Annotated in this window: 12 protein-coding genes; 7 read left to right on the forward strand and 5 right to left on the reverse strand. The window is 36.8% G+C overall.

Features of this window, described 5'->3' with window-relative positions:
- Positions 1–3: 3 nt before the first annotated feature.
- Together NG809_RS03125 and pnuC are read right to left on the reverse strand one after the other, a co-directional pair.
- Positions 4–1050: an acyl-CoA dehydrogenase family protein gene (locus NG809_RS03125; protein ID WP_262148003.1), complete on the reverse strand. Its 1047-nt coding sequence runs from the start codon at positions 1048–1050 to the stop codon at positions 4–6.
- A gap of 104 nt (positions 1051–1154) precedes the next feature.
- Positions 1155–1751, reverse strand: coding sequence for a nicotinamide riboside transporter PnuC (pnuC, locus tag NG809_RS03130; RefSeq protein WP_262148005.1), 597 nt, complete (start codon positions 1749–1751; stop codon positions 1155–1157).
- A 450-nt stretch (positions 1752–2201) separates the two neighbouring features.
- Between pnuC and NG809_RS03135 the strand changes: the two genes are divergently transcribed.
- The 6 genes from NG809_RS03135 to NG809_RS03160 all read left to right on the forward strand — a co-directional run bounded on the left by NG809_RS03135 (position 2202) and on the right by NG809_RS03160 (position 6150).
- The gene (locus NG809_RS03135) at positions 2202–2771 is read left to right on the forward strand and encodes an HPP family protein (protein ID WP_262148007.1); all 570 of its coding nucleotides are present in this window, start codon (positions 2202–2204) and stop codon (positions 2769–2771) included.
- 34 nt (positions 2772–2805) lie between these two features.
- Complete coding sequence (locus NG809_RS03140; protein WP_262148009.1) at positions 2806–3147, forward strand: DUF2116 family Zn-ribbon domain-containing protein; 342 nt, start codon at positions 2806–2808, stop codon at positions 3145–3147.
- A 4-nt stretch (positions 3148–3151) separates the two neighbouring features.
- A complete protein-coding gene (locus NG809_RS03145; protein WP_262148010.1) occupies positions 3152–4057 on the forward strand; it encodes a TIGR01777 family oxidoreductase in 906 nt (301 codons plus the stop codon).
- A 19-nt stretch (positions 4058–4076) separates the two neighbouring features.
- Positions 4077–4658, forward strand: a complete 582-nt coding sequence (gene nudK, locus NG809_RS03150; RefSeq protein WP_262148011.1) for a GDP-mannose pyrophosphatase NudK — start codon at positions 4077–4079, stop codon at positions 4656–4658.
- A 19-nt stretch (positions 4659–4677) separates the two neighbouring features.
- Positions 4678–5259 (forward strand): hypothetical protein, encoded by a 582-nt coding sequence (locus tag NG809_RS03155; protein WP_262148012.1) that lies wholly within the window; start codon positions 4678–4680, stop codon positions 5257–5259.
- Positions 5260–5385: 126 nt separating this feature from the next.
- Positions 5386–6150 carry an Eco47II family restriction endonuclease gene (locus tag NG809_RS03160; protein WP_262148014.1) on the forward strand — a complete coding sequence of 255 codons (765 nt, stop codon included), beginning with the start codon at positions 5386–5388 and terminating at the stop codon, positions 6148–6150.
- Here NG809_RS03160 and dcm read toward each other — a convergent pair.
- The gene (gene dcm, locus NG809_RS03165) at positions 6126–7367 is read right to left on the reverse strand and encodes a DNA (cytosine-5-)-methyltransferase (RefSeq protein ID WP_262152550.1); all 1242 of its coding nucleotides are present in this window, start codon (positions 7365–7367) and stop codon (positions 6126–6128) included. The genes NG809_RS03160 and dcm overlap by 25 nt on opposite strands.
- Positions 7368–7584: 217 nt before the next feature.
- Here dcm and NG809_RS03170 point away from each other — a divergent pair, with 217 nt between their 5' ends.
- Entirely contained in the window at positions 7585–8031 is a 447-nt protein-coding gene (locus NG809_RS03170; protein WP_262148016.1) for a KTSC domain-containing protein, read from the forward strand.
- A gap of 414 nt (positions 8032–8445) precedes the next feature.
- On the opposite strand, the gene NG809_RS03175 is transcribed toward NG809_RS03170, so the two are convergent.
- Together NG809_RS03175 and NG809_RS03180 are read right to left on the reverse strand one after the other, a co-directional pair.
- Complete coding sequence (locus NG809_RS03175; protein WP_262148017.1) at positions 8446–11634, reverse strand: efflux RND transporter permease subunit; 3189 nt, start codon at positions 11632–11634, stop codon at positions 8446–8448.
- Between the two features lie 7 nt (positions 11635–11641).
- Entirely contained in the window at positions 11642–12703 is a 1062-nt protein-coding gene (locus NG809_RS03180) for an efflux RND transporter periplasmic adaptor subunit (protein ID WP_262148019.1), read from the reverse strand.
- Between the last annotated feature and the right edge of the window lie 56 nt (positions 12704–12759).

The raw sequence follows: 12759 nt of genomic DNA on the forward strand, positions 1-12759 counted from the left end.
AAATCAGATAAGTCTCAAATCAAAATTGCGCTTAAAAGTTTCATGGTTTTTTCTGAAATTTGCGTGTTGTGTCGCCGTAAAATAATCACAGAAAATCTGATAAATTAGAGAATCTGTATGCGTAGCTTTAATTCCCAACTGAAAATAAATCTCCAGAATCTGATGCGATAATCTCTCCACCAAATCAGCTGCGAAAATGTGAATTTCAGATTGCTTTTCGGAAGAAACTGTTTCAAAATCATTCAGAATATCTTCTATTTCATTTGCAAAATCAAAAGTTTTGTCCAATTCATTATTAATCATTTTGTTAAATGAACTTAAATCAAGATTTGATCTGATTTTAATCGCTTCCTCAGAAAAATGAGCTGCCATCCCGAGATAATTGACCAGCAAAGTCAAATCTGCAAAAATCCTGAACGGAATTTTATCTAAAACATCGTCCGTAAAAAATTCATCGTAAACAAAACTGTATTCTTCCGAAACTTTCACATTTTCTGCTTTAAACGAATACGTTCCGGTAGCTTTCATGCCCATTGATTTCCAGTTGGGAATAATTTCAACTTTATCTTTAGAAATAACAAACGACCTTATCATTTCAGAACCCGATTTATCAAGCAGAGGAATTCCGTTCTCCAGCAATTTTGCATTTAATGTGAAATGGCTCAAATGTGGCGCTCCCGTCGCAAAATGCCAAAGTCCGTTGATCAAAAAAGTTTCGTCAGATTGCTTTTCTGCCGTTCCGCCAATCATTCCGCTGCCACCGAAACAGGTTTTTGAATCTGAAAAAAGTTCTTTTGCGATGTCCGGTTTTAAATTTCTTGAGAAAAAATTGGCTCCTGAACATAATGTGAGCATCCAGCCCAAGCTTCCATCGATTTTAGACCAATCGAAAAGAATTTGCAAACCTTGATTTAAACGAAAACCCAATCCGCCATACATTTTCGGAACCCAAATCTGAAGCAGTCTCTCCTGATGAATCTGGTCAATAATCTCAGAAGGAACTTTTGAAATCTGATGCATCTTTGCTGTGATTTCTTTGGGTGTAAACATTATTTGAAGTGTGTTTAAGTGAATGCTTTTATCTCTCGCTAATCAAGCAGATGTTGCAGATAAAAATCAGCTCAATTTGCTAAATCTGCGTGAACTTTATATAATCAGGCGACTTTTAAAGATTTAGATTTGATAATTTTCCGCCACTCAAAATATCCCGAAATCGCAACGATAAATAAGAAAGCCGTCAAACCTGCGTACAGATACAATTCTTTATGAATCAACAACGGAATTGCGATGATGTTGCTGATATTCAATAAAATCCAGTTTTCAATTTTTCTTCGTGCCATCAGCCACATTCCAGCCCATGCAAATGCACTGACCAACGAATCAACAACCGGAACATCAGAATCGGTAAACTTTGTGAGACAAATCCAGAAAAGGCTGAAAGTTCCAACTACAATTCCCGCCGTAATGAATTTCTCCTGACTGTTGGTTTCCGAAATTGTGGTTTCCGATTGACGTTTCCCAAATTTCCAGTAAAGCCAGCCGTAAATACTCATCACCAAATAATAGAGGTAAAGGGTGAACTCGGCGTACAGTTTAGACTGCATCATCACATAAAGTGAGAGTGAAATTCCGGCAATACCGAAAAGATAATTGTTTGAATTGTTTTTTCTGGCCAGTAAAACCTGAAAAATTGAAAAGAAGACACCCAGCCATTCCTGCCAGCTTGTTTGTTGTAAAATTTCCTGCATCAAATTAACTTATATAAATTAAATGATGAGATGATAAATCATAAAAAATCCCTACGTCGGCATTATCCGAATCAGGTGTGGAAAAAAATTCCCGGGTATCATCTCAGCCGCAATCTTGCAGCACCCCATTGATTGGGCAAAAGTGAGGATTTTTTTTGAAAAATGAAAGGTTTTTGTTTTTACATATTAAGAGTATTGTTATATTTCATAAAAATTATTTCCCCGACCCTAAAGGGAGTAATTTTTATGAAATTTTCGACAGACAAGTTTGTCATTCTGAAACCTTCAGGTTCGACGAGTCAAAGAATCTAATTAAGATTGTCGGGATGCTTTCAGCAAGACAAAATCCATGTTCAGAAGTACCGGAGGAAATTCTTATAAATTAATTTAACAATTTATCACAGTCGTTTACAAACGGATAATTTTTGTATCTTTAAATTCAAATAAATCCATATGAAGAAAACGCTGAAAAGAACCTACCGTGTATCAAAATATGTAATCTACAGAGAAACGCTTGTTGATTACAAAGAACATTTCTGGTCTTTTCTCGGTGCATTTTTCGGAATTGGAATTATCGCTTTTCTACAGTCGCAATATCTTTTGGAGCAGGAAAATGTCTTTCTCATCGGTTCGTTTGGAGCCTCCAGTGTTTTGATCTACGGAGCAATTCAAAGCCCGCTGGCTCAACCGAGAAATCTTGTTGGCGGTCATGTGATTTCAGCTTTGGCAGGTGTGACAGTTTATCAGATTGTTCCCGATATTTTGTGGCTTTCTGCACCGTTGGCAGTGGCTTTTTCGATTATTCTGATGCAGTACACCAAAACCCTTCATCCTCCGGGCGGTGCAACAGCTCTGATTGCCGTGACCTCTCCCGGAAAAATTGCTGATTTAGGCTATTGGTACGTGCTTTCTCCGGTTTTGTCAGGTTGTCTTATTTTACTTATCACTGCTTTGATTTTTAACAATATGACCAAAAACAGAACTTATCCGACGAGTACAAAGTGGAAGCGGCTTTTTAAATAAAAAAACATAAACACAATTGAAAAATTAATTAATCATGGAATGTATCGAATGCGGCGAAAAAATCATTGGCAGATCCGACAAAAAATTCTGTAACGATGCATGCAGAAATGCTTTTAACAATAAACAGAATAAAGATTCCAGCAATCTTATGCGGAATGTGAATAACAAACTTCGGAGAAATTACAGGATTCTGAGCGAAATCAATATTGAAGGCAAAACCAAAATCGCCAAAGCAAAACTCGATGGCTTGGGATTTGATTTCAATTATTTCACGAATCTGAAGGTGTATAAAAACGGTTCAGAATACAAATTTGTTTACGATCATGGCTACAAAATGCTTGAAGAAGATTTTGTTCTGATTGTAAAAAACTCCTGAATAAATGAAAGAAACAGTCCTGATTACCGGAGCCGGCGGAAGCATCGCCAGAAAGCTGGCAGAAACATTACAAAACGATTTTGAAGTCAGATTTCTAACCCGAAAAAAGAAAAATCCAAACGATTTTGAATGGGATCTGAAAAATAAAACCATTGAAGAGAAAGCTTTGGAAAATGTTTCGCACATAATCCATCTCGCAGGTGCCAATATCGCCGAAAAAAAATGGACTCCCGAAAGAAAACAGGAAATCATTCAGAGCCGCACGGATTCTGCACAACTGCTTTCAGATACTTTACAGAAGAAAAACATCAAATTAAAATCTTTTATTTCTGCTTCCGGAATCAACTATTACGGAACTAAAACTACAGAAAAAATTTTTAATGAAAACGATTCTGCGGGAAATGATTTTTTGAGTAAAGTTGTGATTTTATGGGAAAAATCTGCTGATCAGTTTAAAGAAAATAATGTTGCTGAAAGAGTTGTAAAACTAAGAACTGCAGTTGTACTGACCGAAAACGAAGGTGCACTTCCGAAAATGTCAACACCGATAAAAATGGGAATCGGTTCGCCAATCGGAACTGGAAAACAATACATGCCGTGGATTCACATTGATGACATTTGTAGAATTTATGAATTTGCCTTAAAAAATGAATCTCTTGAAGGCGCTTTCAATGCTGTAGCTCCGGAACACGCAACAAATCAATATTTAACCAAACATATTGCAGAAGTTTTGAAGAAACCTTTATTCATGCCGAATGTGCCTGCTTTCGTTTTAAAACTTTTGTTTGGTGAACTTTCAGTTGCACTTTTAGAAGGTTCCCGGGCGTCATCAGAAAAAATACAAAAAGCCGGATTTGAATTTAAATTTCCGAAACTGGAAAATGCCTTGAGAGATTTGTTTAAAAAATAATTAGCTTTAAAAATAGAAAATGCTGCAATCTACCATAAACATTGAAAAAACAGAGATTTTATCCAATAACTGGTACACTCTGAAAAAAGTAACCTTCAACATCAAAAAAGAAAACGGACAAACCGAAACGCAAAGTCGTGAAGCCTACGACAGAGGAAATGGAGCCGTAATTTTACTGTACAATATCAATTCTAAAAACGTAATTTTGACGAGACAATTCCGTCTTCCCACTTACATCAACGGAAATCCGACAGGAATGCTGATCGAAGCCTGTGCCGGACTTTTAGACAATGATAATCCTGAAGACTGCATAAAAAGAGAAACAGAAGAAGAAACCAGATACAAGATTTCAAAGGTTGAAAAAATTTTTGAAGCCTACATGTCGCCGGGATCTGTCACCGAAATTCTGTATTTTTTCATCGCTGAATATTCTGATGAAATGAAAATAAATGACGGTGGCGGAGTTGAAGAAGAGGGAGAAAATATCGAAGTTCTGGAAATAAATATTGACAAAAGTTTGGAAATGATTGACTCCGGAGAGATAAAAGATGCAAAAACGATTATGCTGCTTCAGCATTTGCGTCTTAAAAATTTAGTTTAAATTTATTAAATCACTGATTATGAAAGTTCGTCTTTTGATGATATTCTTTTTAAGTTTTTCGGCGGTGGCAATGGCTCAGAAAAGTCAGGCTTTAAGCTCTAAAGACAAAAAAATCATCGAATATTTTGAGAAAAATTATAAAAAACAAAATTATAAAAGATTTGACGGCAAAATTACCGTTAACAATAATTCCGTAAATTTTGACAAGAAAACAGTGAGCTTTGATGCTGCTGAAAAAAACATTCAAACCATTCTGAGAAAGGGATTAATTTATCCTCAGCTCATTTCAGAATATCAGGCAGAAAAATACAAAAAAGAAACTACAGACCGCACCCAGAAGCGTTTTATGAAAATTCAAAAAGGCTGGAAAGCGGCATTTGATATTCAAAGTATGAGATTAAGCCAGCTTCAGGAGCTTCAATATTTCAAAAATAATATTCAGGTAAAAAGGTTTAAGATCATTTCAAAAAACAGCAATCTTCCCAATTCTGTTACTTATTATTTTGAACTGACCAATGATAAAGCCAATGCCCAAACAAATTTGGAAGATTTTGTAAATGGTGCGAAGCTGACTTTCTTTGAGCAGGAGTGGTATGAGTGATTTAAATAAAGTATACAATTGAATCTTATTAATAACAGATGTTTGCCTTGATTTTTTGGATTTAGAAAATACTTTTTTAAAGTAAAATTTTATATTTTTGAATCAAAATATAAAATACTCGTTGCTATGGCAAATAAATATGTAGAATTTGTGTCTGATGAACATTTATTAGAGTGTGTGAAAAATCTCCACAATTCCTATTTAAAAGCCAAGAATAATATTTCTAAAAAAAGTTTTTATTCGAATAAAGTTGACACTTTTAAGTTGACTTTTGACTCAAAGTTTAACGATATCAGTGAAGAAGATTTGATTCAGTCTGAAATTCTCAGACAAATAGATAAATCAATCAACAACTCTATTGGAACTTTTCACGAACAGGTTTTAGGAGGAATTGCTGGGTTTGAAATTGGAAACCTCAGTGGTTTTGATGTAAAAGCAACTGATAATACTCTGTTTGCCGACATTAAAAATAAACACAACACCATGAACAGTAGTTCTGCCGAAGCATTATTTCAGAAGTTGGCACGCTATGCAGATGATTACAAAAAGGCGAAATGTTATTGGGTACAAATTTTAGCGAAAGGTAGTTTTGAAGAAAGCTGGAAAGGCGATATTAATGGAAAAGAATATGGTCACAGCAGAGTTTTTAAAATCTCCGGAGATCGTTTTTATGCACTTTTATCGGGACAAGATGATGCTTTAATACAACTATATAAGTCATTACCATTAGTAATTTCTGACCACTTAAATGAAATTGAAAAGGGAGATTTAGTTAAGGAAAATTCAGCTCTAGAAGAAATTACGTCCGCAACCGAAACGTCTAACAAATCAATTTTAGATCAGATAACTTTTGAAAATTTCAGCTATTATTTAGGCTTTGACAAATTATAATAAGAATTCAAAAACTTAATTATAGAATATCCTACTTCTCTACCCAAATTTACAGGAACCGCATTTCCAATTTGCTTGTATTGTTGAGCCAACGAGCCTGCAAATTCCCAATCATCCGGAAAAGTCTGAATTCTTGCATATTCACGGACGGTAAAAGGTCTTGTTTCGTCAGGATGACATCTTTCGGTTTGCTTCTGAGCAGGGCTGCAGGTTAGGGTTAAACTTGGCTCGTCCCAGCCAATTCTTCTTGCCATTCCTGTTTTTCCTCCACCCAAAAAGAAACTTCCGCCCATGTACTCTTTCTGAATTTCGAGAGGTAAATCTCTCCAATATCCCTTTGGTGGTACTAAATCTAAAACGACTTTTTTACTTTGAGGATATTTTGCACCGCCTGAAATTGGAACATCTGTATCAAACAATTCTCCCTTTTTTAAAGCATCTTTTAAATTATAAATTTTATTAAATGGTTTTGGGTAATCAAATTTAACATGAATATCTTTTCTAATTCCTACCAGAATTAATCGTTCTCTTTTTTGAGGAACTTTGTAATTTACAGCCTTTAAAACCTCAACAGGAACTACATTATAGCCAATCTCATCCAGGATGGAAATCATTCCACTTAAAGTGTTTCCATTTTCGTGATTTAAGAGACCTTTTACATTCTCTCCAATACAAATTGGAGGATTAACTTCCCGAACAGCTCTGGCAAATTCATAAAAAAGTGTTCCTCTTGCATCTTCTAAACCTAATCTTTTCCCTGCATAACTAAATGCCTGACAAGGAAATCCACCAGTAACAACATCAATTTTATCTTTGTATTCTGAAAAACTAAAGTTTTTAATATCACCTTCGAAAACTTTCCAATGAGGTCTGTTTTGTCTTAAAGTCTGACACGCAAATTTATCTATCTCATTTAAAGCTTCACATTTCAATCCTGCTTTTTCTAAACCAATTGCCAGACCACCTGCTCCAGCAAAAAGCTCTAATACTTTATAATCATTATCAGCTTCCACATAGTTATTTAAATGATTATTTTCTTCGACCAAAAAATCCGGAAACAGACTCTGAATATCATTTCGATGATATACACGATAATTACTCATAGGCTCTCTTACGGCAACCAATTTACCTTCATCATCCCATCTTCTGAGTGTTTTTGTGCTCTTATTTAAAAGTTCAGCAGCTTCAGAAATTGTATAATAATCTTTCATAACCAAGTTGTACAACATTAGACATTGGTTACAAATTTAGATGAAATTTTATTATTTTACAATAACATATTCTAATTATTTTATTCTATAGATTAGTATGTAAATTTAATAATTCATCCAGCTAAATAAGTTTAATTAACTTCAAATAAATTAATAATCAAAAACTTACGGTTTTTAAAATTAAAAAGCCTACTTTTGCACCGCGAAATAAGGATTGTACGTTATGAAAAAAATAGGTGATTACAGAAAACTTCTTGAAGTAGATAATACTGCTACTTTGAAAGATTTAAAAACAATTTACAGAAATGTGATGAAAGATACGCATCCTGATAAATTTGTAAATAATGAAGAAGGGAAACTTGAAGCTGAGGAAAAAAGCAAATCTGTGATTGAAGCCTATCATTTTTTGGTAAGCATCAATCCTGAAACTCAGGAAAAATACAAAGAAGAATATACAGAAACAATCACAACTTCTATTATTACTGATTTTTATCTTGAAAAATCGATTTTAAAAGTTCAGCATTTGAACGGTAAAATGTTTGAATACATCGGAGTTCCAAGAAATACATACATCAAAATGGTGAATGCTGATTCTCCGAGCCGTTTTGCAAGAAGACATATCTATGGTAATTTCATCTTTAGAAAGTCTGGTGAAGTGATGGCAGATTAATCTTTTGATTTAAAATATTTTTAAAGCTTTCGGTTTGTTCCGGAAGCTTTTTTTTGCTAAATTCTTTAGGTTTTGATTCAAAATGCAAAATTGCAAGAATTACAAGCAAACATTTCCACCCACTTTGTCATCATTTAGGGATATAAACAACATTTGTGTGTTATTCTTCGTTGAATGACCCGAGCCGAGTTCCCTTCGGGATGACAAACATGGCGGTCATCTACTTTTCTTATTTTTTTATGAAATCGCTGCAACGTTTTGTGTGAGATGTTACACTGAATGATTCGAGCCGAGTTCCCTGCGGGATGACAAACACACCGATCAAGTTTTTTTTGTATTCGAAGCAATATTTAGATAAAAAAACCCGCATCAACGAATTGATGCGGATTTTTGGGTTAATCAAAGGTTGTCATATTAATCTATGTGTTTCGGGGTGTATCCGTCTTCACTTAGTTCTCTGTGCTCATAATCTGCTTTCATTTCAGCGTCATAATCTACTGGTTCACCTTTGCCCATTCTTCTCAATATTGAATCGAATAGTGAATAAACCACCGGTACGATAATCAATGTCAGGAATAATGATGATGTCAAACCACCGATGATTACCCAGGCAAGACCATTGTTCATCTCGGCTCCTGCTCCTTTTGCGATCGCAATCGGAATCATACCGAAGATCATCGCAATCGTCGTCATCAAAATCGGACGGAGACGGGCGTGGTTGGCCTGAATCAAAGCGTCGTGGGTGTTTGCTCCCGCTGCTTTTCTCATATTGGCAAAATCGACAATCATAATCGCGTTTTTCGCCACCAAACCAATCAACATGATCATCCCCAACATCGTAAAGATGTTTAATGAATTTCCGGTAATGGCCAGGATTACCATTACCCCAATCAATGCCAATGGAATTGAGAACAATACTACGAAAGGATATACAAACGAGTCATATAAAGAAACCATTACCAGATAAACCAATACGATAGCCGCCAGTAAAGCAATTCCTAATGTACCGAAACCTTCAGTCTGGTTTTCCATATCTCCACTCCAGATGTACGTTACGCCTGCAGGTTTTGTTTTTTCGTTGTCCATAAACTGAGCTGCCCATTCGTTGGCAACATCCCCAACAGGACGGCCTACAACTTTGGATTTTACTTTCACAGAAGGCGCTTTGTCTCTACGCTCAAGCAAACTCGGTCCTGAACCCATTTTCACATCTGCAAATTGGCTAAGTCTGATCTGTTCTCCCGAAGGATTTGTGAACATAAGGTTTCTTACGTCATCAATCGACTGTCTGTTGGCATCTCCAAAACGGATGTTGATGTCATATTCATATTCTCCGGCTCTGAATTTTCCGTCGGTATTTCCACTGAATGCGGTCTGCATCGTCTGTCCTACACTTGAAAGATTTAAACCTAAAGCAGACATTTTATCTCTGTCGATATTCACCTGAACTTCGGGGTTTCCTGAGTCGGTGGATAATTCTGCATCTACAGATCCCGGAACTTTTTTAAGCAATTCCAGAATTCTGTTGGCTTCCTTGTTCGCCGTGGCATTATCCTGAGCGGTTACTACCATTTCGATTGGTGCAGCATCCGCCCCCATCAAACCGATTGGTGCTGTTTTGAATTCCACTCCGGTGAACTTTTCTTCTAAATCTCTTTTGATTTTAGCCGATTTAATGTCTGTACTTTCGGTTCGTTCGGATTTATCAACCAAAATTACCTGAATTTCCGACTGATATAAAGTTGCCTGAGCCCCTCCAAATCCTGATGACTGCTGACCTACCGTGGTAATCATATCCACCACATCTTTGTCATTTCTCAGATATTTTTCAACAGCCAAGGTCAACTGGTTGGTTTTTTCTACAGAAGCATCTTTTGGTAATTCCATCTGAACGAGGAACTGACCTCTGTCCATTTTAGGGAAGAATTCTCCTCCGATGAATCCGAATGCAACCAACATGAATGAAGCGATCAAAATAATAAATGTCACTACAACAACCATTATTCTTCTCAGTCCTGATTTTAAAGCCCACTCCAGAATTCCTGAAATCCAATGTGTGAATTTATCCAACTGCTTTTCAAACCAAAGGATAAATTTCTCGAAAGGATTTTTACCTGTTAAATGAACCAGTTTTCCGAATCTTGAAGACAACCACGGAATAATGGTGAACGATGCCAGTAATGAGAACATCGTCGCAATTACTACCGTGACGCAGAACTGAGCCAAAATATCTGAAACCAAACCTGAACTCATCGCAATCGGTAAGAATACCACCACGATTACCAAAGTAATTGCTGTTACGGTAAATCCAATTTCTGAAGCACCGTCGAAGGCTGCACGGATTCTGCTTTTTCCCATTTCCATGTGACGGTAAACGTTCTCCAAAACCACAATCGCATCATCCACAAGAATACCGACAACGAGTGAAAGTCCCAATAAACTCATTAAGTTTAAGGTATATCCCATCAGATACATTCCGATTACCGTGGCAACTAATGATACTGGAATTGAAACCATTACGATAAATGCGTTTCTGATGTTGTGAAGGAATAATAACATTACTACTGCAACCAAAATAATCGCCAGGAACAAGTCGAAAATTACGTGATCAGCAGCTTCAAGGGTAAACTCCGTACTGTCATCAACAATATTTACTTTTACCCCTTGTGCCTTATAGTTTTCCTGAACCTGAGCAATTGTTTTCTGAACCAATTCTGAAACCGCTACTGCATTCGCATCAGACTGTTTTTTCACCTGCATCAAAATCGTAGGATTCTGGTTGAATCTCGCTACTTTTTCTACATCTTTCTGAGTATCAAAAACCGTTGCCACATCTGAAAGACGCACCTGCACCCCATCTTTATTGGAAACCACAAGATTATTCATCTCAGCAATATCTCTGTATTTTCCTGAAAGTCTGATGGTAGATCTTGAAGTTCTTGTCTTCAAAGCTCCGGTAGGGAAATCTAAATTGGAGGAAAGAATCGCCTGCTGCACATCTCCGATAGAAAGACCGTAACCCTGAAGTTTCATTTCATCAAGACTTACCTGAATTTCTCTTTCCTGTCCGCCCACAAGGTCAACCTGAGCCACACCGTTCACACGGGAAAAAATCGGCTCTACTTTTTTATCTAAAAGATCGTACAGTTCTTTATTATTCAGTTTATCACTGGTGATACTCAATGTCATGATCGGTAAATCATCCAAAGAGAATTTTTGCAGTGACGGCGGGTCTGCATCTTCCGGAAGGTCTGCCAAAATAGCGTTTACCTTTCTCTGAGCATCATTCAGAGCATAATTTACATCGGCTCCGGTGTTCAGCTGAACCATGATTACCGATAAACTTTCGTAAGATGATGACTCTACTTTTTTTACGTTTTCCAAAGAACCTACAGCATCTTCAATTTTACGCGTCACCGAAGTTTCAACCTCTGCAGGCGAAGCTCCCGGATACACCGTAGAAATCGTAACCATATTGGTTTCAAACTTCGGAATCAATTCGTACCCCATCATGGAGTAACTTAACAAACCTCCCAACGTAAGGATCGTAAATAATACGATAACCAGGGACGGTCTTTTAATGGATATTTCTGCTAACTTCATTCTTATCTTACTTTACGATATTGATTTTCGAACCATTGTCAAGGTTGATCTGGCCGCTGGTAACTACCTGCTCACCTCCGTTCAGTCCGCTGATGATCTGTACTTTGTCACCATACACTTTTCCGGTTTTTACAGTAATCATTTTTGCTGTTCCGTTCTGAACGATAAAGATTTGTCCTGAACTTACACCATTGGCAAATGCCTGAGCAGGTATAGTAAGCATATTCTGAGTCTCTGCACCATTGTTGGTTTTAAAGGTTGCTGTAGCATACATACCTGCTTTCAGATTCCCTCTGTTCTGAACTTCAATCTCTACAGGGAAATTCAGTGAAGCATCACTTTTTGGAGCGATAAATGTAATTCTTCCGCTGAAAGATTCACCAGGCAATACATTTACATTGATTGAAACTTCCTGACCCAGCTGAATTCTTCCGATCTGGCTTTCATCCACCAAAACTGAAAGTTTCAGTGAATTAATATTTACTATTTCAAATAAAGCTGTTCCCGGTGCAACCACCATTCCCGGCTCTACCATTTTCTTGTTAATGGTTCCGCTGATTCCTGCTCTGATGCTGGTATCGTTTACTCTCACGCTCTGAGCTCTTACCGCAGCCTGCATATTTTTAAGCTGCAATCTTGAGTTATCCAACTGCTGTTTAGTCACACCTCCAGTTTTGAAAGCATTTTCATAACGTTGGTTGTCTGCAATGGCATTCTGTAAGTTATTCTGAGCCTGAGTAACGTCTACTTCGATCGCATCTCTTTTGATGGTTGCCAAAGTTTGTCCCGCTCCTACTCTTGAACCTTCTTTTACGAAAACGCTTACTACACGCCCTGAAATATCAGCCGACTGATTCATTTCCTGTTTCGGGATGAAAGTACCGTTTGCGGTGTAATCTGTGTTGATATTAGACCTTGATGCAGTAACTACGTTGACGTTGATTTTGTCAACCTGTTTTGCCACCTCTTTTACCTCAGTTTCCTGCTTCTTTTTGTTGTCTGAAATCTTCCATGCCGCCAAACCTACAAGTACAGCTGCAACGATGATATATATTATAGTTTTTTTCATTTCTGGTAATGATTTTTTTAATGTGAACTGCAATCCTTACTGATGAAGATTACAAT

It is taken from the genome of Chryseobacterium foetidum (genome assembly GCF_025457425.1).
In the GTDB taxonomy this organism is placed as follows: Bacteria; Bacteroidota; Bacteroidia; order Flavobacteriales; family Weeksellaceae; genus Chryseobacterium; species Chryseobacterium foetidum.

Bases quoted from the DNA above. Each gene is read 5' to 3' on its own strand.
- NG809_RS03135 (WP_262148007.1), top strand. From the start codon at position 2,202: ATGAAGAAAACGCTGAAAAGAACCTACCGTGTATCAAAATATGTAATC.
- NG809_RS03140 (WP_262148009.1), top strand. From the start codon at position 2,806: ATGGAATGTATCGAATGCGGCGAAAAAATCATTGGCAGATCCGACAAA.
- nudK (WP_262148011.1), top strand. From the start codon at position 4,077: ATGCTGCAATCTACCATAAACATTGAAAAAACAGAGATTTTATCCAAT.
- NG809_RS03175 (WP_262148017.1), bottom strand. From the start codon at position 11,634: ATGAAGTTAGCAGAAATATCCATTAAAAGACCGTCCCTGGTTATCGTA.
- NG809_RS03160 (WP_262148014.1), top strand. From the start codon at position 5,386: ATGGCAAATAAATATGTAGAATTTGTGTCTGATGAACATTTATTAGAG.
- NG809_RS03170 (WP_262148016.1), top strand. From the start codon at position 7,585: ATGAAAAAAATAGGTGATTACAGAAAACTTCTTGAAGTAGATAATACT.
- NG809_RS03145 (WP_262148010.1), top strand. From the start codon at position 3,152: ATGAAAGAAACAGTCCTGATTACCGGAGCCGGCGGAAGCATCGCCAGA.
- NG809_RS03155 (WP_262148012.1), top strand. From the start codon at position 4,678: ATGAAAGTTCGTCTTTTGATGATATTCTTTTTAAGTTTTTCGGCGGTG.
- NG809_RS03180 (WP_262148019.1), bottom strand. From the start codon at position 12,703: ATGAAAAAAACTATAATATATATCATCGTTGCAGCTGTACTTGTAGGT.
- NG809_RS03125 (WP_262148003.1), bottom strand. From the start codon at position 1,050: ATGTTTACACCCAAAGAAATCACAGCAAAGATGCATCAGATTTCAAAA.